This is a genomic window from Burkholderiales bacterium, assembly GCA_035518095.1.
Lineage (GTDB): Bacteria > Pseudomonadota > Gammaproteobacteria > Burkholderiales > JAHFRG01 > JAHFRG01.
Map to the genome: position 1 here is coordinate 40621 of DATIXX010000071.1, position 24042 is coordinate 64662.

General features: G+C 55.0%; 18 protein-coding genes and 1 tRNA gene. 9 read left to right on the forward strand and 10 right to left on the reverse strand.

Features of this window, described 5'->3' with window-relative positions; translation table 11 throughout:
• The first annotated feature begins 28 nt into the window (after positions 1–28).
• From purH to VLV32_11350, 4 genes are all read left to right on the forward strand, one after another.
• Positions 29–1591, forward strand: a complete 1563-nt coding sequence (purH, locus tag VLV32_11335; GenBank protein HUL42479.1) for a bifunctional phosphoribosylaminoimidazolecarboxamide formyltransferase/IMP cyclohydrolase — start codon at positions 29–31, stop codon at positions 1589–1591.
• A gap of 85 nt (positions 1592–1676) precedes the next feature.
• Positions 1677–2954, forward strand: a complete 1278-nt coding sequence (gene purD / locus VLV32_11340; protein HUL42480.1) for a phosphoribosylamine--glycine ligase — start codon at positions 1677–1679, stop codon at positions 2952–2954.
• A 182-nt stretch (positions 2955–3136) separates the two neighbouring features.
• On the forward strand, positions 3137–4045 hold the full coding sequence (hemF, locus tag VLV32_11345) for an oxygen-dependent coproporphyrinogen oxidase (protein HUL42481.1): 909 nt from the start codon (positions 3137–3139) through the stop codon (positions 4043–4045).
• A gap of 28 nt (positions 4046–4073) precedes the next feature.
• Positions 4074–4493 carry a phosphate-starvation-inducible PsiE family protein gene (locus tag VLV32_11350; protein HUL42482.1) on the forward strand — a complete coding sequence of 140 codons (420 nt, stop codon included), beginning with the start codon at positions 4074–4076 and terminating at the stop codon, positions 4491–4493.
• 6 nt (positions 4494–4499) lie between these two features.
• Here VLV32_11350 and VLV32_11355 read toward each other — a convergent pair whose 3' ends face one another.
• The 9 genes from VLV32_11355 to ilvD all read right to left on the reverse strand — a co-directional run bounded on the left by VLV32_11355 (position 4500) and on the right by ilvD (position 14497).
• Positions 4500–5030 (reverse strand): adenine phosphoribosyltransferase, encoded by a 531-nt coding sequence (locus VLV32_11355; GenBank protein ID HUL42483.1) that lies wholly within the window; start codon positions 5028–5030, stop codon positions 4500–4502.
• A gap of 1 nt (position 5031) precedes the next feature.
• A complete protein-coding gene (locus VLV32_11360) occupies positions 5032–5733 on the reverse strand; it encodes an ABC transporter ATP-binding protein (protein ID HUL42484.1) in 702 nt (233 codons plus the stop codon).
• Positions 5730–6494, reverse strand: coding sequence for an ABC transporter ATP-binding protein (locus VLV32_11365; protein ID HUL42485.1), 765 nt, complete (start codon positions 6492–6494; stop codon positions 5730–5732). Before VLV32_11365 ends, VLV32_11360 begins: the two co-directional genes overlap by 4 nt.
• The gene (locus VLV32_11370; GenBank protein HUL42486.1) at positions 6491–7594 is read right to left on the reverse strand and encodes an ABC transporter ATP-binding protein; all 1104 of its coding nucleotides are present in this window, start codon (positions 7592–7594) and stop codon (positions 6491–6493) included. Before VLV32_11370 ends, VLV32_11365 begins: the two co-directional genes overlap by 4 nt.
• A complete protein-coding gene (locus VLV32_11375; protein ID HUL42487.1) occupies positions 7591–8514 on the reverse strand; it encodes a branched-chain amino acid ABC transporter permease in 924 nt (307 codons plus the stop codon). Before VLV32_11375 ends, VLV32_11370 begins: the two co-directional genes overlap by 4 nt.
• Positions 8515–8944: 430 nt before the next feature.
• A complete protein-coding gene (locus VLV32_11380) occupies positions 8945–10162 on the reverse strand; it encodes a branched-chain amino acid ABC transporter substrate-binding protein (protein HUL42488.1) in 1218 nt (405 codons plus the stop codon).
• 166 nt (positions 10163–10328) lie between these two features.
• Positions 10329–12416, reverse strand: coding sequence for a thioredoxin domain-containing protein (locus VLV32_11385; protein HUL42489.1), 2088 nt, complete (start codon positions 12414–12416; stop codon positions 10329–10331).
• A 36-nt stretch (positions 12417–12452) separates the two neighbouring features.
• The gene (locus VLV32_11390; protein HUL42490.1) at positions 12453–12827 is read right to left on the reverse strand and encodes a cyclophilin-like fold protein; all 375 of its coding nucleotides are present in this window, start codon (positions 12825–12827) and stop codon (positions 12453–12455) included.
• Positions 12824–14497, reverse strand: a complete 1674-nt coding sequence (gene ilvD / locus VLV32_11395) for a dihydroxy-acid dehydratase (GenBank protein HUL42491.1) — start codon at positions 14495–14497, stop codon at positions 12824–12826. Before ilvD ends, VLV32_11390 begins: the two co-directional genes overlap by 4 nt.
• A 91-nt stretch (positions 14498–14588) precedes the next feature.
• Between ilvD and lgt the strand changes: the two genes are divergently transcribed.
• From lgt to VLV32_11420, 5 genes are all read left to right on the forward strand, one after another.
• Positions 14589–15371: a prolipoprotein diacylglyceryl transferase gene (gene lgt, locus VLV32_11400; GenBank protein HUL42492.1), complete on the forward strand. Its 783-nt coding sequence runs from the start codon at positions 14589–14591 to the stop codon at positions 15369–15371.
• Positions 15372–15519: 148 nt separating this feature from the next.
• A tRNA-Ala gene (locus VLV32_11405) sits at positions 15520–15595 on the forward strand.
• Positions 15596–15942: 347 nt separating this feature from the next.
• A complete protein-coding gene (locus VLV32_11410; GenBank protein ID HUL42493.1) occupies positions 15943–17274 on the forward strand; it encodes a TolC family protein in 1332 nt (443 codons plus the stop codon).
• A complete protein-coding gene (locus tag VLV32_11415) occupies positions 17271–18404 on the forward strand; it encodes a metal transporter (protein ID HUL42494.1) in 1134 nt (377 codons plus the stop codon). Before VLV32_11410 ends, VLV32_11415 begins: the two co-directional genes overlap by 4 nt.
• A 52-nt stretch (positions 18405–18456) precedes the next feature.
• Positions 18457–21543: an efflux RND transporter permease subunit gene (locus VLV32_11420; protein HUL42495.1), complete on the forward strand. Its 3087-nt coding sequence runs from the start codon at positions 18457–18459 to the stop codon at positions 21541–21543.
• Between the two features lie 77 nt (positions 21544–21620).
• Here the strand turns inward: VLV32_11420 and VLV32_11425 are convergent, their stop codons facing one another.
• Positions 21621–23912 carry a TonB-dependent receptor gene (locus VLV32_11425; GenBank protein ID HUL42496.1) on the reverse strand — a complete coding sequence of 764 codons (2292 nt, stop codon included), beginning with the start codon at positions 23910–23912 and terminating at the stop codon, positions 21621–21623.
• Positions 23913–24042 lie beyond the last annotated feature (130 nt).

Below are 24042 nucleotides of genomic sequence, written 5' to 3' on the forward strand. Positions count from 1 at the left end.
TCTCATTCCTCGTTCCTGGAACCGCAAAATGGCCGTAGTTAAACGAGCCCTCATTAGTGTTTCCGATAAGACCGACGTCGTGGAATTTGCCAAGAGTTTGCGGCAGTTCGGCATCAGCATATTATCCACCGGCGGTACCGCGAAACTGCTTGCACAGGCAGGGGTTAACGTTACTGAAGTCGGGGATTTCACCGGATTTCCTGAAATGTTGGACGGGCGCGTAAAAACTCTGCACCCGAAGATCCATGCCGGCATTCTGGCACGGCGTGATCTATCGGAGCACATGCAGACCTTGAGCAAGGCAAAAATACCGACCATCGATATGGTGGTGGTAAACCTGTACCCATTTCGGGAGACTATTGCCAAGCCCGGCTGCACCCTGGATGAGGCGGTAGAAAACATAGATATCGGCGGACCAACTCTGGTGCGCGGCGCCGCCAAGAACTTTCGGCACGTCGCCGCGGTGACCGACCCAGGCGATTACCGCGAACTGATCGGCGAAATGCAATCGGCCAACGGCGGGATCGGCCTTGAAACCCGCTACCGTCTTGCGCGGAAAGCTTTCTCCCATACTGCGGCCTACGACGGGGCGATCAGCAATTACCTAACTGCGATCACGCTGGAAGGCGAGCGCGCCCCATTTCCACGCCGGCTAAACCTCAACTTCAGCAAGGTGCAGGATTTGCGCTACGGTGAAAACCCTCATCAGAACGCGGCACTGTACCGCGAACTTGGCGCGGTACCCGGGAGCTTAAGCAATTATGCGCAGCTGCAAGGCAAGGAGCTCTCTTATAACAATATCGCCGATTCGGATGCGGCATGGGAATGCGTAAAGACGTTCGAGCAGCCTGCGTGCGTTATCGTGAAGCACGCCAACCCCTGCGGAGTTGCTGTGGCCACGGACCCGCTGCGGGCGTATAAGCTGGCGTTCGCCACCGACCCCACTTCCGCATTCGGCGGTATCATCGCATTCAACCGTGAGCTGGATGCTCGAACTGCGGGCGCCGTGATCCAGCAATTTGTAGAAGTACTGCTCGCGCCGGCCGTCTTGCCCGATGCCCTGGAGATACTCTCGCAAAAAGCCAATATCCGCGTGCTCCAGATTGCGCTGGAAAAAGGCGCGAACGCGCACGACTACAAGCGCATAGGGGGCGGGCTGCTGGTCCAAACGCCCGACGATCTCAATGTCACAGCCTCGCAACTAAAGGTCGTTACAAAAAAACAGCCGACGCTCCAGCAAATAGACGATCTGCTGTTTGCCTGGCGCGTTGCTAAATTCGTCAAATCCAACGCCATCGTATTCGCCGGCGGCGGGCAAACGCTGGGCGTAGGCGCCGGGCAGATGAGTCGAGTGGACAGCGCGCGCATCGCTTCGATCAAAGCCGAGAACGCCGGCTTGAGCTTGCAGAATTCAGTAGTGGCCTCAGACGCGTTTTTTCCATTCCGGGATGGAGTGGACCTCGTGGTGCGGGCGGGCGCGCGGGCGGTTATTCAGCCCGGCGGCAGCATGCGTGATGACGAGGTGATTGCGGCAGCGCACGAGCACGGCATCGCTATGGTTTTTACCGGCGTGCGCCACTTCAGACACTAGCAACGAGTAAGGCGTAAGGAGTAAGGTGTATTAAACTATTTATGCAGGCACTCCTCACCCTTCACCGCTTACTCCTCACGTACTCATGAAGCTTCTCGTCATCGGTGGCGGCGGCCGGGAACATGCGCTTGCCTGGAAGCTCGCACAATCACCTCGCATCCAGAAAGTGTATGTTGCTCCCGGGAACGCCGGGACCGCACGCGAAAACGGGTTGGAAAACCTGCCAGTCACCAATATCCAGGAACTCGTGCTATTTGCTCAAAAAGAGTCGATTTATTTCACCACGGTCGGTCCTGAAGCGCCTCTCGCGGCGGGCATAGTGGACGAATTTCGCGCCCACAACCAAAAAATTTTCGGCCCCACGCAAAAAGCCGCACAGCTTGAAAGCTCCAAGAACTTCGCTAAGGCATTCATGCAGCGCCACGGCATCCCGACGCCCAAGTTTGCTGCTTTCAGCAATGCCCGCGAAGCGCATGCGCATATCGACAAACACGGTGCACCCATCGTGATCAAAGCCGACGGCCTGGCGGCCGGCAAAGGGGTGGTGGTGGCAATGGATACAGATGAAGCGCACCACGCGGCCGATATGCTGCTGGTATCGAGCAAAATGGGCAAGGCGGGCGCTAGCGTGGTCATCGAGGATTATCTGGAGGGCGAAGAGGTAAGCTTCATCGTGATGTGCGACGGAGAGCATATTTTGCCGCTTGCCACCAGCCAGGACCACAAGCGATTACTCGACGAAGATAAAGGCCCCAATACCGGCGGCATGGGCGCGTATTCGCCGGCTCCGGTGGTAACACCCGCACTGCATAATCGGGTAATGCGCGAAATCATACAGCCCGCAATAAAGGGCATGGCGAATGATGGCATTCCGTACTCCGGGTTCCTCTATGCCGGACTGATGATCGATGGCAAAGGCAATCCCAAAGTGCTGGAATTCAACTGCCGCACCGGCGACCCCGAAACTCAGCCAATTATCTTGCGCCTGAAAAGCGACCTGGTCACCATGGTGGAACACGCGCTAAATGGAACTCTGAATAAAGTGAAGACTGAATGGGATCGCAGGGTGGCACTGGGAGTGGTGCTTGCGGCCGCGAATTACCCAGACGAGCCGAAAACGGGCGACGTCATTACCGGTTTGCCCAAGACCGGAGACGACTTTAAAGTATTCCACGCCGCAACCCAGGTCAACGGCAAAAGCGTGGTCACCGGCGGCGGCAGGGTGCTATGCGTCACCGCATTGGGTGACAATGTCAGAATGGCCCAGCGTCGCGCTTACGAGATCGCACAAGGCATCCGCTTCGACGGCATGCAGATGCGACGCGATATCGGATATCGCGCTGTCAAATTCCAAAAACATTGATTCGCTATGTCGGCCGGGACTCCATGCCTCTCCTGCTCCGCGTTTTCAAGCGATCATTTTGAGCGGGGGATTGGCTATCCGCGCCGGAATGGTGCCAGACAAAAACCAATACTTGTTAAAAGAAACCGAAGCTTGATTCACTTTCCGCCGCTCCTCGACGTTGCCATGCTAAAACTCAATCCATGAATTCGGAACCCGTTAAGAATTACCTTCTGCAGTTGCAGTCGCGCACCGTGGATCATTTCGAAAAGATTGACGGCAGGCAGTTTCGCACAGCATTTTGGGACCGCCCCGCTGGCGGCGGCGGCATAAGTTGCGTGATTGAAGAAGGACAACTATTTGAGCGCGCGGGGGTGAATTTCTCGCATGTACATGGCGAAAGGCTGCCGCCATCAGCAACGGTCTCGCGCCCCGAGCTGGCCGGCCGTCCGTTTGACGCGATGGGCGCATCGGTTGTCGTGCACCCCCGCAATCCTTATATACCTACCGTACATTTAAACGTGAGATTCCTCTGCGCTTATTCACGTTCATCGGAAGTTGCTCCCGACGTATGGTGGTTCGGGGGCGGTATGGATTTGACGCCCTATTACGGTTTTGAGGAAGACTGCGTGCATTTTCACCAAACTTGCAAGAATGCGCTGGCACCGTTCGGCGCCGATTATTACCCGCGGTTCAAAAAATGGTGCGACGAATATTTTTTCATCAAACACAGGAACGAGCCGCGAGGAATAGGCGGGATATTTTTCGATGACTTCAACGAGCATGATTTTGAGAAGTGCTTTAAGCTCGTGCAAAGCGTTGGCGATCATTTTTTACCTGCTTACGTGCCGATCCTCGAGCGCCGCAAGGACACGGTTTACGGTGAACCCGAGCGTGAATTTCAGGCCCTTCGGCGCGGGCGCTACGTGGAATTCAACCTTGTTTACGACCGCGGCACGCTATTTGGCCTGCAGTCCGGCGGACGCGTGGAGTCCATACTCATATCCCTGCCGCCGCACGTGAAATGGCGCTATGATTGGAGGCCCAAGCCGAAAAGCATCGAAGAAAAGTTGTACAAGGAGTTTTTGATCGCACGGGACTGGGTGAGCTAAGCGATCTATTTCCGTTGGATTGACAATCATGAAATACAACACAGATCGTATCCAAAAAATTGGCGGCGTATTGGTGGACTTGTTTCATTACATTGCGCTGTTCGTTATCGGTGCCACAATTGTTTGGTCGGCGGTATATGAATATATCCGCATAATGCAAAGCGGACACGCGGCTCTGGAGAATATTTTGTTGCTTTTTATATACCTGGAGCTGGGAGCAATGGTGGGCATCTATTTCAAAACGCATCATCTGCCGGTCCAGTTCCTCATATACGTCGCGATAACCGCTCTTTCGCGACATTTGGTCGTTGATGTGCAGAAGGTATCAGATAGTTTTCACCTCTATCTGTTGCTGACCATAACTGGATCGATCGTAATACTTAGCTTTGCGCTTTTGATATTAGCCTATGCCTCCAGCAAATATGGCAGGCCCGAGGACGATAGTTGACGTATTTTAATGTCCTTCAAACTGGCACAGGGCCACCACGCTGTGGCCGAGCTTCTCTAAGCGCTTATGACCGCCCAAATCGGGTAAATCTATCACGAACGCGCAGCCTACAATCTGTGCGCCGGTTTTGTTGATCAGCTTGACAGCGGCCTCTGCGGTGCCGCCGGTGGCAATCAAGTCATCCACCACCAGAACATTTTCGTTCTGCGCAATAGCATCGCAGTGAATTTCCAGTCGGTCGGTTCCGTATTCCAGTTCGTAGTCGTGCCCGAAATTCTCCCCCGGAAGCTTCCCTTTCTTGCGGATCGGCACGAAGCCTGCTTTAAAGCGGTAGGCAAGCGCTGCTCCGATAATGAAACCGCGTGATTCGATTCCTGCAATTTTATCTATTTTTACGCCCCGGTATTTGTCGAAAAGTTGAACTATGGTGCTGCGAAATCCGTCTCGATTCTTGAGCAGCGTCGTAATATCGCGGAACATAACGCCGGGTTTGGGAAAATCAGGAACGGTGCGAATCAGCGATCTAATCTCCTTCATCTTATTCTCCCAAGTAAGCTTCGCGTACTCGCGGGTTGTTCAGCAAGTCCTGCGCAGGGCCGCTCAAGGTAATCAGCCCCCCGTCCATAACATAAGCCTTTTGGCTTGCTTCGAGCGCAAGCTTGGCGTTTTGCTCAACCAGCAGCAGCGTAACGCCTTGCTTGGCAACGCCCATAATCGTCTCGAAAATTTTACTCACCATAAGAGGTGCCAATCCCATGCTCGGTTCGTCGAGCAGCAGCAATTTCGGCCGGCTCATAAGTGCGCGACCTATAGCCAGCATCTGTTGTTCTCCGCCCGAGAGCGTGCCCGCGGTTTGACTGCGCCTTTCCTTGAGGCGCGGGAACATTTGGTAAACGTGTTCTAGTTCCTGCTTGTCGGAAACGCGGCAGTAAGCGCCCATTTCCAGGTTTTCTTCAACGGTAAGCCTACCAAAAATACCGCGCCCCTCCGGCACCAGCGCCACGCCGCGACGCACCAGCTGATAACTAGGCAGCCGCATGATCGAGTTGCCGCAGTAGCGCACTTCACCTGTAACGTGAAGCAGCAAGCCGCAGATTGCCTTCAAAGTTGTGGTTTTGCCCGCCCCATTTGAACCAATCAGCGCAACCATTTCACCTTCGCTAATGTCCAGATCTATGCCCTTTACCGCATTGATGCCGCCGTAGGATACTTTCAATCCGCGCACTTCGAGCAGGTTCACGCGAGCGCGCCGCCCAAGTATGCTTCGATCACAGCCGGATCATGTTGCACCTGCTGCGGGGTACCCTCGGCGATTTTTTTGCCGTAATCCAACACCGCTACGCGGTCGCACAATCCCATCACCAGCTTTACATCGTGCTCGATCAACAAGACGGTCACGCCGTCATGGCGGATAGTTTCGAGTAATTTTTGAAGTTCCGCGGTTTCGGTGGCGTTCATTCCAGCCGCGGGCTCGTCGAGCGCGAGCAATTTAGGTTCGGTGGAAAGCGCGCGGGAGATTTCCAGCCGGCGCTGATCGCCGTAACTCAGGTGACTCGCCAGACTATTTGCGTGCGCGGCAATGCCGACATACTGCAAAAGCTCCAGCGCGCGGGAACGGATAGATGCTTCTTCGGCGCGCGTGCGCGCGTTGCGCAGCACCGCTCCGATCACCCCGGCATGCGTTCGTAGGTGGCGCCCCACCATAACGTTTTCCAGCGCGCTCATGTTGCCAAACAAACGGATATTCTGGAACGTGCGCGCAATCCCGCGCTCGGCTACAACGTGCGGCTTAGTGGCTACCAGCTTTTCGCCGTCGAAGAAAAAGTCTCCGCTGTCGGGAGAATAAAGGCCTGTCAGCACATTGAATAGGGAAGTCTTGCCGGCACCATTGGGGCCGATGAGACCGTAAATTTCCCCGTTTTGCACTGATAGGCTAACTGCATCGAGCGCGAGCAGTCCGCCAAAATGTTTGCTGACGCCGCGTGCTTCAAGCAGGGTCATGTAGGGATCCCGTCTTGGGATTCGGCTTCGTCCTCGGCTGCGAATTCCCGCTTGCGGATTGTGGAAGGCAATAAGCCCGCGGGGCGAAACAGCATGACCAGAATCAGCGCGAGCCCGAAGATCAGCATTCGCAGATCATCCGGATCGACAAAAACACGGCCCAGTAGCGCCTGCTCGGCAGGTCCGATATAACGCAGTGCTTCAGGCAGCACCACGAGCAGCACCACGCCCAGGACCACGCCCGCTATATTGCCCATGCCACCCAGCACCACCATGCACAAAATCATGATCGATTCTATGAGAGTAAAGCTCTCTGGACTTATGAAGCCCTGAAATGCGGAAAACAGGCCGCCGCTCACGCCTCCGAAACTTGCGCCCATCGCAAATGCCAGCAGTTTGATATTGCGCGTGTTGATACCCATTGCCTTCGCCGCCACTTCGTCTTCGCGTACCGCGGCCCAGGCCCGGCCGATGCGCGAATCCTGCAGACGCATGGAAACGAAAATGACCAGAGTTGTCAGCGCAAGGAATAGATAATAATAGTTATATACCGAGGAAAAATTGACGTCGAAGAGCCGGTGAGTCTGGTAGAAGGAGAATCCGCCGATACTCACCGGGTCGATGTTATTTATGCCTTGCGGGCCATTGGTAATATTGACGGGTGCATCCAGGTTGTTCAGAAAAATGCGGATAATTTCGCCGAAGCCCAAGGTCACGATGGCGAGGTAGTCGCCGCGCAACCGAAGCGTAGGCGCACCGATGAGCACGCCGAAAATACAACTTACGCCAGCCCCGAGGGGCAGCAACGCCCAAAATGGCAAATGAATGCCGAACTGCGGCGAGGCGAGCAGTGCGTACATATAAGCGCCAACCGCAAAAAACGCGACATACCCCAAATCGAGCAAACCGGCAAAGCCAACCACAATGTTCAGACCTAACGCCAGCATAATGTACAGCAGTACAAAATCGAGGATGCGCACCCAGCTGCGGCCCAGTAGAGAACCGGCGAGGAACGGAAGCAAGGCAAGCAATATCGCAAGCAGGGCGAATGCGACCCAAGCGGCGCGTGGATTGCGTTTCAGTTTCCCCAGGCCGCTCATGTGCGTTCCGCAATTCTCTCGCCAAGCAAACCGGAAGGACGGAACACCAATACCAGAATCAGCACGAAGAAAGCGAACACGTCTTGGTAGTTACTGCCCAGATAGCCTCCGGTGAGTGGCCCTATGTAGCCGGCTCCGAGGCTTTCAATGATGCCCAGCAAAAGCCCGCCCAGCATCGCCCCGCCTAAATTTCCGATCCCTCCCAGTACCGCTGCCGTGAAGGCCTTAAGCCCGAGCAGAAAGCCCATGTAATAATGCGCGAGACCGTAATAGGCGCTCACCAGCACGCCGGCTAACGCGGCGAGCGCAGAACCGACAATAAAAGTAATTGAGATGATGGTGTTGACGTTGACACCCATCAGGCCCGCCACTTCGGCGCTCTGCGCAGTGGCGCGCATCGCCCTTCCCAGCCGGGTATGGTGGACCAGAATCAGCAGCGCCACCATGATTAGGGCGGCTAGCAGAACGATGAAAATCTGCAGGTCGGAAATGGCGGCGCCTGCGATGAAGTGGGGTTTGGAAGGCAGCAGCGGGGGAAAGGTAATGTACTCGCGCCCCCAAATGATCATCGCGCTGTTTTGCAACACGATGGAAACACCGATTGCGGTGATTAGCGGTGCAAGCCGCGGGGCGTGGCGTAGCGGCCGGTAAGCGACGCGCTCGATGCCATATCCCAGAGCCATACAGGCCGGCACGGCGACCAGCAGTCCCAGCAAAACGATCACCGGGCCGGGAAGAGCAGTGCCGCTCAAGGCGTTGATTACGGCAAGCGCGACCATAGCGCCAATCATCACCACTTCGCCATGGGCAAAGTTAATAAGTCCGAGGATGCCATACACCATGGTGTAGCCCAACGCCACCAGGGCGTAGACGCTGCCCAGCACGATTCCGTTAATTATCTGCTGGAGAAAAATATCCATAAATCGATTCTATACGGCAAAACGGCGAAGGGAACCTCTGATTTGGTCCTGTACGTGCGCGACGGTGCGTTTTTCGGTTCCCAAGCGCGAAGCGATGAACGGCAAAGCACAGGAAGCGGAAAAGCGCCCTGTACTCGGTCTCGCGCAGCGTGGTGCGGGAAGGAGCGCAAGTTGACGCAAGAAACACGGTAAAAATGGGGCGCTTATGCTGCCGCTCCCGCACCCCAAGCTTCGCTGACCCTGTCGCGGCAGCCGTCCCGCGGGGTTGCTGCGACTGGACGGTCATCTGCGGCGTCGCTTGAGCTCGCGTTACTAGGCTGTAGCGCGTTGCCCGGCGCGCGTTGCATCCGGTCATTCCTCGCCTGCAACCCACTACCTGGCGGATTAAATCAGAGGTTCCTAAGGCGCTGCGTGCAGGAAAGAACTTCGCTTAATAACGTTGGTTAAGCGAACCCAGGGGTTTAGTTTCCGCGGGAACAGTTGTCTGGGATGCTGCAACGCTTTGACCCAGCGTTTCCAGCGGCACCCAGCTTCCGTTTTCGACTCGATAGAGGGTCACTGCGCCACCTTGGACATCGCCATTCGAATCGAAAGCGATGGGCCCGGTCACTCCGTTGCGATGAATATGCGCGAGCACAGGCAAATACTTGGCGGGATCAACCGAATCCGCTTGTTTCATGGCTTCAACCAGTGTCATGGTTGCGTCGTAGGCGTAAGGCGCGTAGATCTGAATTTTGCCGTATTTTGACTCAAATTTTTTGAGAAATTCTTCGCCGCCGGGCATTTTTGCCAGGGGCAGCCCGGGCGAAGACGCTGTTACACCTTCAGCATCCGCTCCGGCAAGCTTTATAAATTCGAAGCTTTGCGTTCCATCGCCGCCGAGAAATTTGGCATTCAATCCCAGCGATTTCATCTGCTTTGCCATCGGACCTGCTTGCGCATCCATCCCACCGTAGAAAACGAGGTCCGGCTGCTTGCCTTTGATGGAAGTCAATATTGCCATGAAGTCGGTTGCTCTGTCGGTGGTGTATTCGCGTGCCACGATATCCCCGCCGTCGGCCTTTGCTTCCTTCTCGAACTGGTCCGCCAATCCTTGGCCGTACGCGGTGCGGTCGTCAATGATGGCGATTTTTTTTGCTGCCATATCTCTTACCGCGAAATCGCCAAGCACTTTGCCTTGCTGCGCATCATTGGTCATGACGCGGAAAGCGTTTTTGAAGCCCTGATGCGTATACGGTATTGCCGTCGCGGACGGGGAAATCTGCACGACACCTGCATCGTGATAAATCTTCGACGCGGGAATCGTAGCTCCGGAATTGAGATGCCCAATAACGGCGTTCACTTTTTCGTCGACCAGTTTTTGCGCAACGATAGTGGCTGTTTTTGGATCGGCCTGATCATCTTCGCTGATGAGCTCGAAATGGACTGGCTTGCCGCCGATTACCAGGTGCTCCGCGTTGACTTCGTCAATTGCCATACGCACCCCGTTATCGTTGTCTTTGCCCAGGTGCGCTTGCGGGCCCGTGAGCGGTGCAACCGAGCCGATTTTAACGACCAGTTCCGATGAGGGTGCCTGCTGCTTGCCGCAACCGTAGAGCGCCAGAACTGCCGCCAGAACGGCCAATGCAAGAGCTCGGCTTAATTTCATGTTTGCTTTGAATAGATACAATCTGCGAACGATTATCCGCAGTCAAGTATGCCTTGTCAATTTTGGAAAATAGATCTGAATAATCGCGATTGTTGTGGCAATTATAGTGTGGAATACATTCGGCAATGCCATCGTACTTGTGCGACGACGTAATATGTCACAAAGGTTATGGAACGAGGTCGCTTTTCGATAACTGCTTCAAACGCTGCAGATCGCTTATCGGCGCCAAACATCTATCGCCGACGCAGACCCAGGCGTGGACCGGTCCGGCCGCCTTGCGGTCAAGCATTTGGGGCAGCCCTTCAAGGTTATCCGGCAAAGCCAGAATCAAAGCGCGCGGAAGGTAGTCCTGCTGCAATTCACGCTGCCATTGATCCAGGGAATTTTTTTGTCCGCGCAAAATGATAACCTGCGGCGGCCTGAGAATTTCCTCCAAAGCCATAATCATGCTGGTGTAGCCGCCGGGCCTGCGACTCAATTCCGGATAGAAAAGTTTTAGTGTGTCCTCGGCGGCTTTTAAGTAGTCGCGGTTCCCCAGAATGTGACCCAGCCGCAACAAAGCGAAAGCGGCGACGCCGTTGCCCGAAGGTGTAGCGCCGTCGTAGCCGGATTTGGGACGGTGAATAAGTTTCTCATGATCATGACTGGTGAAGAAAAAACCTCCGAATTCCCGGTCCTGAAATTGCGCCAGCATGACTTGCGCCAGTTGTGTTGCGAATTCGAGGTCCCTGCCGCGGAATTCAGTCTGCAGCAGTTCGAGCAGCGCATCCAGCAGGAACGCGTAATCGTCAAGGTAGGCGTTTAAATGCGCTCTGCCAGTGCTCCGTGTTCCTTCACGCTCTGTGCGGCGCGAGTCCGAGGCGCTCTTACAGGTGGCAAACAAACGGCGGTTTCTCCATAAGGAACTCTGAATAAAATCGCTCGCGCGTTGTGCCGAGAGAAGCCAGTCCGGGTTGGCAAAAACTCGCGCCGCGTGCGCCATGCCTTTGATCATCAAGGCGTTCCAGCTTGTGAGAATTTTTTCGTCGCGTCCAGGATGCACGCGTTTTTCCCGCGCCGCAAAAAGCTTGCTGCGCGCCGAAGCCAGCCGTTGCTCGACTTCTTGTTGCGGTACGGAAAGCGCGTTTGCGACCTCGCTCGCGCTTTTCTTGACGTGCAAATGCCAAAGCTTGCCCTCAAAATTCGGCTCATCAGCTAATCCGTAATGCGCAGCGGCAACGGAATATTCTTCTGTGTTGAGCAGCGTCGCGACCTCGTCGCGCACCCAAGTGTAGAACTTGCCTTCTTCATGCTCGGAGTCCGCATCCAAGGTGGAGTAATAACCACCCTCCGCGGATTGCATTTCGCGCATCACCCAGGCTGCAGTTTCTTCTGTCACGTTCTTGAACAGCGGATTGTGCGTCACCTGCCAGGCGTCGGAATACAGCCGCAACAGCGGGCCGTTGTCGTACAGCATTTTTTCGAAATGCGGGATCATCCAGTTTTGATCCACGCTGTAACGACAAAATCCGCCGCCCAACTGGTCGTAAATGCCGCCCATGGCGATTTTCTCAAGTGTAAAGGTGGCCATGTGAAGTGCATTGTCGTCACGGCCTGCTGCGAAGCGCCGCAGGCAAAACTCGATTTCGGCGGTGTGCGGGAACTTGGGAGCATCGCCAAAGCCGCCGTGCAGCGGATCGAAACCGTTGTGCAATTGCTCCAGCAGCTGCTGCAAGGGTTCTGCGCTCACCACTTGCTGGGCTGTTTCAGGCAAAGTGCGCTGCAAGGCGGCAAGCAGAGATTGGCTCTGCATATCAATTTCGTCCCGGTGCTGGTGATAGAAGTCCGCAACACGCTTTAACAGGTCGCCAAATCCCGGAAGGTTATAGCGCGCTTCTTTGGGAAAATAAGTGCCGCCGAAAAACGGTTTCTGGTCGGGCGTGAGAAACATGGTAAGCGGCCAGCCGCCGGTGCGCTGCGTAAGCATGTACTGCGCGGTTTGGTAAATTTGGTCAAGGTCAGGTCGTTCCTCACGGTCCACCTTGATGTTGATAAAGTGCTCATTCATCAATTTGGCGACCTCGGAATCCTCGAAAGATTCGTGCGCCATTACGTGGCACCAATGACAGGCAGAATATCCGATTGAGAGCAGTATGGGCCTGTCCTGCTGGCGCGACAGCCGTAAAGCCTCATCTCCCCACGGATACCAATTCACGGGATTTTCCGCATGCTGAAGCAGATAAGGACTGGTCTCATTCGCAAGGTGATTGGACATAATTCAGGAGCAAAAATCGGCAATGTGCCGAGCCCGCTAGAGCGGTTCCAAACGGACTCGATCGCCGTCCTTGACCGTCCTGAGTTTATTCGCATTGCAGTCAATCTTGCCAAGAACATTGACGCGCGTCACTAACCGGCACTCATTACTTTCGGAAACGGGCGTCGGACCGAAAGGCAAAGCCAAGGAACGACCTTCGACCCAAAAACAAACCGTCCCGGGCTCGACAACCTGTGTTGCGTCTTTTTCCAACACAGATTCCACCGGGATTGAAAAATAAACCTCATCGCCCCAGGTTTGGGCGCGCGCCTCGCACGGAAGCGCCGCAAGCAGTTTTTTCACGGTCGGAGTGCTCCGCAGCGTCGCGGAGAGTTCATCTTGAGACCAGGAAATGCGGATGCGCGTATTCAATCGGTGACCGCGCCCAAGCTGGCTGAAGACACAAGTTTTGCGTACTTTGCCATGACCCCATGGGTATAGCGTGGCGCTGGCTGTTGCCAGCCGGCTTTGCGGCGCACAAGTTCCGCATCAGAAACATTAAGCTGCAGTATGCGCTTGATGGCATCGATAGTGATCGAATCGCCTTCCTGCACCAGTGCAATGGTGCCGCCGACAAAAGCTTCAGGCGCAACATGCCCGACGACCACGCCCCAGGTGCCGCCCGAAAAACGGCCGTCGGTAATCAGCCCGACCTTGTCACCCAGACCTTTGCCGATGATGGCCGAGGTCGGGGCAAGCATTTCGCGCATTCCCGGCCCTCCTTTGGGCCCTTCGTAGCGAATCACAATCACGTCGCCCGGCTTGATTTTGTCGCCGAGTATGGCTTTCAAACATGCTTCTTCCGATTCAAAGACGCGGGCCGGTCCGGTGATTACCGGATTTTTCAGGCCGGTAATTTTCGCAACGCAGCCGTCAGTGGCGAGGTTGCCCTTCAGAATCGCAAGATGGCCGTGCGGGTAAAGCGGGTTGTCCCATTGTCTGATGACATCTTGGTTTGTGGCCGGGTCATCAGGAACACTATTGAGATTTTCAGCTACCGTCTTGCCCGTGATGGTAAGGCAATCACCGTGGATCAGCCCATGGATCAAAAGCATCTTCATGATTTGGGGTACACCGCCCGCCTTGTGCAGATCGGTTGCAACATATTTGCCCGAGGGTTTCATGTCGCACAGCACCGGCACGCGGCTGCGTATGCGCTCGTAATCATCGAGCACCCACTGCACCTGTGCGGCGTGGGCAATGGCAAGCCAGTGCAAAACAGCATTGGTCGATCCGCCGGTCGCCATAACCACTGAAACAGCATTCTCGATGGATTTGCGAGTGATGATTTGCCTCGGAAGGATTTGTTTTTTAATCGCCTCGATCAGGGCGCGCGCCGATTGCGCCGCGCTCTCCGTTTTTTCCGCGTCTTCCGCGGCCATGGTTGAAGAATAAGGCAGGCTCATGCCAACCGCTTCGATGCTGGTGGACATGGTATTCGCGGTATACATGCCACCGCAAGAACCCGCGCCTGGACAGGAACGGCGTTCGATTTCCTTAAAATCGTCGCGGCTGAGACGGCCGGCGGTAAATTCGCCCACGGCTTCGAAGGCGGAAACGATGGTGAGGTCCTTGCCCTTGTAATGTCCGGGCTTGATGGTGCCCCCATAGACGAAAATCGACGGAATGTTCATGCGCGATATCGCCATCAACGCTCCGGGCATGTTTTTGTCGCAGCCACCGATTGCCAGCACTCCGTCCATCCATTCCGCCTGCACCGCGGTTTCAATCGAGTCGGCGATCACTTCGCGCGAAACCAGCGAATATTTCATGCCCTCGGTGCCCATGGAAATCCCGTCGGACACGGTAATGGTGCCAAACACCTGCGGATTGGCCCCGGCCGATTTGAGTTCCGCTTCGGCGCGCGTTGCCAGCTGGTTCAAGCCGGCGTTGCAGGGCGTAATGGTGCTGTAGGCGTTGGCTACGCCGACCATGGGTTTTCCGAAGTCGACGTCGTGATATCCCATCGCGTAGTACATGGAACGGTTAGGCGCGCGTTCGTCGCCCTCGGTAACGGCTCTGCTGCGCAGGTTCAAAGGCATGACAGTCCCTCGAAAAGCGGTCGGTAAGGAGGTGTATTTACGTATAATTGCAATTCTAACGGAAATACCGCGTACAACCTATTCCAAAACAATGCTCGTCCATCCGCAGATTGATCCGGTTGCAGTGCACATCGGGCCACTCGCAGTTCACTGGTACGGATTGATGTACCTTTTAGGATTTGCCCTGGGCATGTTATTAGGACGGTACCGCATAAAAACTCAACCCAATTCTGGATGGACCTATAACCAACTTGACGATGTGCTTTTCTACATCGTACTGGGAGTAATTCTCGGCGGCCGCCTGGGCTATGTGTTGTTCTACAAGTTTTCCGATTACCTGCACGAACCGATCAAAATATTCTACATCTGGGAAGGCGGCATGTCCTTTCACGGCGGATTACTCGGGGTTGTCCTCGCATTATGGCTGTTTTCCCGCAAATACCGGAAGCACTGGTTAGCTATAACCGATTTCATCGCACCGTTGGTACCACTAGGGTTGGGCGCAGGACGCATCGGCAATTTTATTAATGGCGAGTTATGGGGACGGCCCACCAACGTTCCGTGGGCCATGATTTTCCCGTCAGTGGATAATGTGCCGCGCCATCCTTCCGAACTGTACGAATTCGCTTTGGAAGGAGTCGTACTATTCATTATTTTGTGGCTGTATTCCGCAAAGCCTCGGCCGCTCGGTGCCGTGTCCGGGATGTTTCTGATCTTCTACGGGCTGTTCCGTTTTCTAGTGGAATTTACTCGCGCACCCGATTCGTTTCTCGGCCTGCTTGCGTTGGGTTTGAGCATGGGACAGTGGCTTTCTTTACCCATGATTTTCGCTGGTGTCGGGATGATCCTTTGGAGCTATCGCAAACACGCCTAACGTTGCGTGCGGTGATCTGAAAAAAACTGGAATTTTCCAAGCACGCCAAGACAGATATCGGTTTTTGTATTTTCGCGCTCGCGTTATTTTTCGGCGCCTGACTGCGCAATTTACGCGTATGTCAATTGAGTATAAGATAACAGCCCTCGGGGTCGTAGCTCAGCTGGGAGAGCGTCGCGTTCGCAATGCGAAGGTCGGGAGTTCGATCCTCCTCGACTCCACCATTTCTCCCGACAATTTACCTCGGCGCCTGTAGATCCAAAAATTGCCAGAAATGCGGTAAATCCGGTTCAAAAGTGTAATTTTTTGGATTCTCGTCGAGTACAATTCGCTCATTGCCGGCGAACCTCCGCGGCCATCGGGCGCAGAGTCTTAAGCGAGGACTCTAATCGAGCTTCGGTATGATTGTTCGGGGAATCCGCCGCCTCCCGTAAATACTATAATTGCTGGGCAAACAGTTGACGAGAAGGTGATCGCTATGCCGGAATTATGCCTTTCTGCATTCCACAGCTTATCAACGTGGCCACGCCCCGGACGGTGTCGTGCCCGTGCTCTGCTTCTAGTGATACTCATGCTGCCGGCTTGCGCCACTTACCAAGACCACCCGATCAAGCTCGATGACACGGGACGGGCATTTGAGTCGCGCTCGCTGGGGAACCCCGAGTTGCAGAAGTTCGTCGCCCAGAACCTGCATCACGACGTCCAACCCTGGCCGCCCCAGCAGTGGGATCTGTCAACATTGTCGCTAGCCGCTTATTACTACAGCCCCGAATTGGACGTTGCTCGGGCGAAATGGGGTGTCGCCGAGGCGGCGGTAAAAACCGCCGGACAACGGCCGAATCCCATACTTCAGTTGCCGTTCCAATACACCGTGGACGCCAAGAATGGGGACACGCCTTGGACATACGGCATCAATCTCGACATTCCCATTGAAACCGCGGGCAAGCGCGGTTACCGAATTGCCAAGGCTCGGCAGCTCTCCCTGTCGGCGCGTCTCGATATGGCAAATACGGCCTGGCAAGTGAGAAGCCGGCTGCGCAGTGAACTACTTAGCTTGTACGCGGAAACCCGAAAAGTTTCGTACCTGGAGCAGTTGATCCACGCGCAGGAGAATATTGCGAGCATGCTGGATAAGCGGTTTTCACAGGGCGCTGCTTCGGCAGCAGACGTCCACGCTGCGCGGATTGCTCTCGGCCAATATTGCCGCGATTTGTCTCTCGCGCAAACGCAGATGCGTGACGCTCAAGCCCGAGTCGCCGCAGCGATCGGGATCCCGGTAAGCGCGCTCCACGATATCAAGATATCGTTTGATGTATTTGATCAAATTCGTTTTGAAGTTCCCACCGATGAAGATCGCTATAGAACGCTACTTGTTCGGCCCGATTTGCTGAGTGCGCTGGCCAAGTATCAGGCAAGCCAGGCTGCCCTGCAGCTGGAAATCGCCAAGCAATATCCGGACATCCATCTCGGCCCCGGCTATCTCTACAACAGAGACGGGGATTCATTGGTATTGCCCATTTCCTTCGTTGCATTGCCGCTTTTCAATCGGAATGAAGGTCCCATTGCCGAAGCCGGGGCAAAGCGGGACGAAGCCGCGGCACAAGTTAAAGCTGTGCAGGCGCGCGCAATCAACGAGGCGGAACAGGCGGTCAGAAATTATTACGCGGCCGAAGACAACCTTACTTCTTACGATGCCTTGTTATCTGCCCAGCAGGTCCAGCTAACAGCGCTGCAAAGTGCCTTTGCTTTGGGTGAAGCCGATAGGCTGCAACTAACGCAGGCGCAGCGCGCATTTTACGCATATCGGCTAGCCGGGGAAGATCCGGTGATCAAGGTTCAACAATCAATCGGCCAGCTGGAAGATGCATTGCAGCGACCATTGTTGATTTCCGCCGACAAATGAAAGCCCGATTCGGAATTAGGCCGGTTATTGTTTTCGTTTCACTGATTGTCGCCGTTGCAATACTGGTCCTTGCGATGCTGCAGATTTGGCGCGGCAACGCGCTTAGCAAGGCCGTTGGGGACGGCAGCGTAAACTCTGATGTGCAACCTGGCGGTGCCGCGTCAAAAAACATATCGAGTGATAACCTCGCTCCCGGCGCATCAGCCGATAAGACTGCGGCGACAGGTGGTTTTGCATCGGTAAAGCTGAGCGCAGCAATGCAAGCCCAAAGCGGCATTAAGGCGGAACAGCTTGAAACAGCAAATTATCAGCCTGAAGCTGTGGCTTACGGCACCGTACTCGATTTGCAATCGCTAACCGGACTGCGTACCCGCTTCAACGCTGCCTTGGCCGAAGCCGAAATCGCGCGATCCGCGGTAAATGCATCGAAGCAGGAATATGAGCGTAGCAAGGCGCTTTACCAGGATAATCAAAATACATCCTTGAAAGCGCTGCAAATGGCAGAGCAGGCTTACTTAACCGATGAAGCCAGGCTGGCAGCAGCATCCTTGGCGGTTCAGGACATCAAAGGCTCTGCCCGCCAGCAATTCGGCGAACTGCTGGCGAGTTGGGCACTGGCACGACAATCGCCTGAATTTCAGAAATTTCTCGAGCGAGAGGAAGTCATCGTGCGAATCACGCTTCCGCCCGGTCTTAAAATTCCTGCACCGTCCAAGATCCGGCTTGTGGCAAATAATAATCCGCCCGTGATTGGGTACCTGGTTTCAGCGTCCCCGCAGAGCGATCCGGCAATACTCGGCACCGCATATTTCTATCGCACGGCGACGGTGCTTGCAGCGGGCACGCACGTGGCGGCGCATTTTGCGACATCACACCTGCTGCAGAAGGGGGTGTCTATTCCTGGCGCTGCCGTCGTCTGGTATGCCGGCCAGGCGTGGGCGTACGTGCAGCTGGATCAGGACCGCTTCGAGCGACGCCCAGTACCCGAGGACTATCTGCAAAATGGCGGATATTTTGTGACCCAGGGTTTTAAACCTGGGGATCGGGTAGTCGTAACGGGCACCCAGCTCGTGCTCTCCGAAGAACTCCGCTCGCAAATACAAACCGGTGAAAGCGAAGAGAACAATTAATCCCGCACAGCAATTCGGGTTCATTTTCAGTCAAGAATAACAGGAAGCAGCCATACTTTCCTCTATCGTCCGTTTTTCAGTTCGCTTTCGCGGCGTGGTCATTGCTTTGGCCTGCTTGATGCTCGGCTTCGGCATTTACACATTTTTCAAATCCAGACTGGACGTGTTTCCTGAATTCGCGCCCCCCTTGGTGGTTATACAGACCGAAGCACCGGGACTCTCCTCAGAACAAGTGGAAGTACTGGTAACCCAGCAGATCGAAAACGCGCTGCGCGGGACCATCGGCCTCGACACCATGCGTTCACAGTCGATTCAGGGGCTTTCTGTAATCAGCATGACGTTTAACAGCGGTACCAACATCTACCGCGCACGGCAGTTGGTCACAGAAAGGCTTAATGTGCTCGCAGGACAACTGCCCCGCGGGGTACAGTCACCCGCAATGACACCGCTTTCTTCTTCCGCCAACCAGTTGCTGGCAATCGGATTGACTTCCGATTCCCGTACTCCGATGGAACTTCGCACGATTGCTGATTGGACCGTAAAACCGGTGCTCCTGAGTGTGCCAGGTGTGGGCAGCGTTAGCGTATTCGGGGGAGAGGTAAAACAGCTTCAAGTGCAGATCGATCGGCGAAAACTCATGCTTTACAACCTGTCGATGCAGGATATTTTGACCACGGCGCGGCGCTCGACTGGAGTGCGCGGCGGGGGATTTCTTGAGAACGAAAACCAGCGCATCATCATCAACACGCAAAACGAGGACCTGACTCCCGCGCAATTGGCGCAGGTCGTCGTCCAGCAAAAAAACGGCGCCAGCATTCGGCTGGGCGATATCGGTGAAGTTGCTTACGGTGCGGCACCTGCCATCGGTGGCGCATTGGTCGAGGGACAGCCCGGCGTGATCATGATGATCAATAGCCAGTTTGGTGCTGACACGCTTACGGTATCGCAGGCCGTTGAAAAATCCCTGAAGAGCTTAAATCCGTTTTTTGCCGCCAACCGCGTGGTACTTCACCCCGACTTGTTCAGGCCTGCTAATTTTATTCTGGCGGCTATTAAAGGACTGAGCAGAGCTCTCTTGCTCGGCGCAACGCTGGTAGTGATTGTGCTGTTTTTATTCCTGTTCAATGTCCGCACCGCGTTCATTTCTGCAACGGCTATTCCGCTGTCGCTGCTTGGCGCCGTTATTGCTCTGCATTACCTGGATGTGAGCCTAAACACGATGACGCTCGGGGGCTTGGCGATTGCCCTTGGCGAAATCGTGGACGACGCCATTGTCGATGTGGAGAACATCTTCCGGCGGCTGCGGATAAACCGCACGCTGCCACATCCCCTGCCTGCTACTCAAGTCATCGTCAACGCTTCGGTTGAAGTGCGCAGCGCTGTGGTCTATGCCACCTTCATTGTGGCTCTCGTATTCACGCCGGTGCTGGCGCTTTCAGGGGTTGCCGGCAAGCTGTTCGCCCCGCTTGCGCTCGCTTATATCCTGGCGATTTTGACGTCGCTTGCTGTCGCATTGACGGTAACCCCGGCACTTGCTTACGCGATGCTGCAGCGCATGCGGTTTGCAACCGAGGACCCCTGGTTGATCCGCAAATTGAAAGCGGGATATGTAATCGCTATCAGTCAGGTTGAACGCCATACCAATGGCGTAATGGCGGGCGTTGCGTTGCTTTGCGTCGGCGCGCTGGCGGTGCTGCCGCTTTTCTCCGTACGGTTCCTGCCGGAGTTAAGGGAAGGGCATTACATCGTTCACATGACGGGGATACCGGGAACGTCTCTCGACGAGGCGCTGCGGCTGGGCGGAGAAGTCACTGCGGCGCTACAGAAACTTCCGGGCGTACGCTCGGTTTCGCAGCGCGCAGGCAGGGCTGAAAAATGGGTCGACACCACAGGAGTGCATGTCAGTGAATTTGACGTCGACCTCAAGCCGTCAAGCGGCGAGGAGCAAAGGCGATTGCTGAATCAGATACGGCAGACGCTCAGTCGAATCCCGGGAGTGGTTTTTACGGTACGGACATATCTCACCGAACGCATTGAAGAAACGATTTCCGGATACACGGCCCAGGTTATCGTGAATATTTTCGGCAATGATCTTGATGTGCTGGACCTGAAGGCCGCGCAAATCACAAAAATCCTGAGCAACATTCGCGGCGCCTCGGGCGTGCAAATGCAGTCCCCACAAGGCACTCCGCAGTTGGTGATACGCTTGCGGCCGGAACAGATGGCGCGCTGGGGCTTTACCCGCCTCGACGTGCTTGACTCCATCCAGGCCGCTTATGAAGGCGCAGTTGTTGGGGAAGTCTACGAGGGTAGCCGCATCGTCGATGTTTCCGTTTTATTGAACGCGGCATCGCGTCTTAATCCCACCGAGGTCGGTGCTCTGCCTCTGCGGACGCCTCAAGGCCTAATCATCCCACTGCATGAAGTCGCAGATATCTTCATGGCCTCGGGTCGCTATATTATTTTGCACAGCGGGGCCCAGCGGCTGCAGACGGTCACTGCCAACGTAATAGGCCGGGACGTACCGGGCTTTGTCGATGAAGCGCGCAAGCGCATAGATCGAGAAGTATCATTTCCCAGAAACTTTTACGCGGTTTTTACCGGTGAGGCGGAAGCGCAGACGCAATCGCAATGGGATCTGTTCGTCTACTCGATTATGGCGGGCGTGATCGTCATCGCCCTGCTTTTTTTGGCTTTGCGAAGCAGCAGGGCGCTGCTGCTGGTGATGGTCAATCTTCCTTTCGCCCTGGTCGGCGGTGTATTGATTGTTTGGGTCACTGGGGGGGAGCTCACCTTGGGCTCTCTGGTCGGTTTTGTCACCCTTTTCGGCATTACCCTGCGTAACTCCATCATGTTGATTTCCCATTACCAGCATTTGGTGAGCGCAGAAGAAATGACGTGGGGAATGGACGCCGCCATCCGCGGCGCGACCGAGCGCCTGGTGCCGATTTTTATGACCGCCCTGGTAACCGCGCTCGGGCTGCTGCCCCTTGCAATTCAGAGTGGAGAACCTGGAAACGAAATTGAGGGGCCCATGGCGACCGTCATCCTCGGCGGACTTATCACGTCCACGCTGTTAAACCTGTTTGTCTTGCCTGCTCTCGCATTGCGCTACGGCCGGTTCGCTCAGACCGGTTGACGCGCTTTAATCCCTGTTCGCACGGGATGTGGAAAGCCTTGGGTGAAGCAACGTTTTTCTTTTTATCGCCTCGCTGTTTAATCGAGATCGTTTTTCTTCTTAATGGACTCCAGCGAGTAGCGAATCCCGACAAATCCGGCAATCGGCGCGCCCGACCCCACAAATAGCTCCGGTCTTCCAAATGCGTTGTTGGGATCAAAGTTGTTCGGACCGGTGAAGAAATTGCTGCCGAGTATGCCCATATTGGCGTATTTCTTGTCGAACAAATTGTTAACGTTCGCGAAAAACTGCAATCGCGGCAAAATTTCATAGGTGGCATTCAAATTGACCACTGCGTAACCGCCAACCGTGCCTTGGGGATCGAGATTGTTCTCGTCGCCGCGGGCGATCTGGCTGCTGTACGCCTGCATGCTTGCACCGACGACGAATTTGTCGGTGAACGAATAGTCCACTCGCGCCTTGAAATTATGGCGGGGAATCCCGGGAATGCGATTGCCAGAGGTTACCAGAATCTGTCCATTGGCGTCTGCAGTGGTGTTATTGGGGCTGCTCTCGAGAAACGGGGTTTGGAAGGTAGCATTGATATAGCTGTAGTTGGCAGCAAAGGACAAACGACCCCGCTTAGTGCTAAATCCCATTTCAAGGCCTTGGCGCAGCGTGTCGCCGACATTTTGGAAGAATCCCGTGCTGATAGTGCTGCTGATAAACTCGATGTCATTCGAAAGTTTGGTGGAAAATAAACCCATTCTCCAGGCGGTATCCCCGCCAATTTGCCCGCGCGCGCCGACTTCCCAGGTTCTGGAAACGACCGCCTTGAGCGGCGGGTCGGATATAAAAGCGTTAGGCAGGCTGCACGGAGCGCTTGGGTTGGAACAGGTGAGTTCAACCGGTGTCGGCGCCCGCATTCCCTCGCTGTAGCTGGCGTAGGCGGTCAACGCTTTATTGGGGTTATAGTTCACGCCCGCCGCCGGGTTGAAGCGCGTATACGTGTTGTCGCCAGCCAGCGATGGGTTAAGCCCGGTCAAATCCCCGAGTTTGACCTTGGCGTAATTGTAGCGGCCTGAGGCGGTGAAATTGATTTGATTGGTCATCGAGAAGTTATTGTTAAAGTAAGCGCCGTAATAGTAGTTGTTGCCCTGGACATTGTTGATCAAGCTAAAAGGTGTCAGCAATATCGCGTTGGTGTTCCCATCAGGAGTAATGCCCGCCTCCTGCTCTGATTGCGTGAGAGTGGTGCTCCCCAGATCCATGCTGCCGCCCGCAGTGAATTGATTGTTATGATTGAAGAGATTTCCCAGATAGCTGTATTGCAACGTACCCCCGTACGAATTTGTATCGATGCTTGTCTGCTCATTCAATCCCGGGGCGTTGCCTGGCGCGACCGGAAGGGTGGGATCGAAATCGTCATTGGTATTGCTTTCGAAGTTGTTCTGGTCAAGCTGACGGTAATAGGCGTTGGCTGTTACTAAATTATTATCGGTGAAGAAATGACTGGCCTTGAGGTTAAAAAAGTTGAGCTTGTTCTTGGTGATGTCAGGAAAAGTGTAGACCGAATCCGAATTCACGTTATAGAAGGATGTGGGAATGGTTTGTGCCCCTTGCAGGTTGTTCGATGCGCCGGTGTAAATCAGATCGATGTCGGTGGTGCTGTCCTGGTAGCCAACTTTGCCGAACCACTGCTGCACCGTGCTTGAGCTCGCATCATGATCGTGAAAGCCATCCGAGCTGAAATAGTTGCCTGTCAAAAAGTAATCCATGCGCTCCCCGTGCCCGCCCGCTTGCACGTTAACGGTGTTGGTGCCGAAGGAACCGCCGTAGCTTTCGATCGAGTACCCCGGATATTCAAAACCGGATTTGGTCTGTATTGCCAGAGCGCCGCCGAGCGTGTTGAGGCCGAACAGCGGATTGGAACCAGGCAGGAGATTGATGCTGGAGATCGCCGATTGCGGAATCAAGTCCCAGTTCACTGTGTCACCGAACGACTCGTTGACCCGTACACCGTCCTGAAATACGGAAAGTCCCTGTGGCGTCCCGAGCAACGGCGAGGCGGTGAACCCACGGAAATCCACATCGGGCTGAAACGGATTGCCTTGCGACGCATTGATGTTGACGCTGGTGAGATTCTGCTCGAGGAATTGTGTCATGTCCTGCGTATGCTGTTGCTGCATTTGCGCGCCGGTGGCCGCCTGAACGTTGGACGGAACCTGGCTTATTGGCGTCCCGATGCTGGGTAAAGGCGTCGTTCCGATCACTTCGACCGACGGTGCTTCAAGTTCAGTGGCCGGGTTTTCCGGTTGTTCCGCCAGGGCAGGTGCCGCCAGGAAGCCGGCGATGACGAAGGCTTTCCTTACCAGTTGATTGGTTTGCATCCTTCCTCCCGATGTTACTCATTACGACGGGCACAACCGTCGTTTTTTTATGAACTGAGCCATTATCTGCCTCACCATTCGGGAATAATTCCTGATATTCAGGCGCAATGTTCTCAAATCAGGACTGCTT

Bases quoted from the DNA above. Each gene is read 5' to 3' on its own strand.
- VLV32_11370 (HUL42486.1), bottom strand. From the start codon at position 7,594: ATGAGCGGCCTGGGGAAACTGAAACGCAATCCACGCGCCGCTTGGGTC.
- VLV32_11375 (HUL42487.1), bottom strand. From the start codon at position 8,514: ATGGATATTTTTCTCCAGCAGATAATTAACGGAATCGTGCTGGGCAGC.
- VLV32_11350 (HUL42482.1), top strand. From the start codon at position 4,074: ATGAAATACAACACAGATCGTATCCAAAAAATTGGCGGCGTATTGGTG.
- VLV32_11410 (HUL42493.1), top strand. From the start codon at position 15,943: ATGCTGCCGGCTTGCGCCACTTACCAAGACCACCCGATCAAGCTCGAT.
- lgt (HUL42492.1), top strand. From the start codon at position 14,589: ATGCTCGTCCATCCGCAGATTGATCCGGTTGCAGTGCACATCGGGCCA.
- VLV32_11355 (HUL42483.1), bottom strand. From the start codon at position 5,030: ATGAAGGAGATTAGATCGCTGATTCGCACCGTTCCTGATTTTCCCAAA.
- purH (HUL42479.1), top strand. From the start codon at position 29: ATGGCCGTAGTTAAACGAGCCCTCATTAGTGTTTCCGATAAGACCGAC.
- purD (HUL42480.1), top strand. From the start codon at position 1,677: ATGAAGCTTCTCGTCATCGGTGGCGGCGGCCGGGAACATGCGCTTGCC.
- ilvD (HUL42491.1), bottom strand. From the start codon at position 14,497: ATGCCTTTGAACCTGCGCAGCAGAGCCGTTACCGAGGGCGACGAACGC.
- VLV32_11425 (HUL42496.1), bottom strand. From the start codon at position 23,912: ATGCAAACCAATCAACTGGTAAGGAAAGCCTTCGTCATCGCCGGCTTC.
- VLV32_11365 (HUL42485.1), bottom strand. From the start codon at position 6,494: ATGACCCTGCTTGAAGCACGCGGCGTCAGCAAACATTTTGGCGGACTG.
- VLV32_11385 (HUL42489.1), bottom strand. From the start codon at position 12,416: ATGTCCAATCACCTTGCGAATGAGACCAGTCCTTATCTGCTTCAGCAT.
- VLV32_11380 (HUL42488.1), bottom strand. From the start codon at position 10,162: ATGAAATTAAGCCGAGCTCTTGCATTGGCCGTTCTGGCGGCAGTTCTG.
- hemF (HUL42481.1), top strand. From the start codon at position 3,137: ATGAATTCGGAACCCGTTAAGAATTACCTTCTGCAGTTGCAGTCGCGC.
- VLV32_11415 (HUL42494.1), top strand. From the start codon at position 17,271: ATGAAAGCCCGATTCGGAATTAGGCCGGTTATTGTTTTCGTTTCACTG.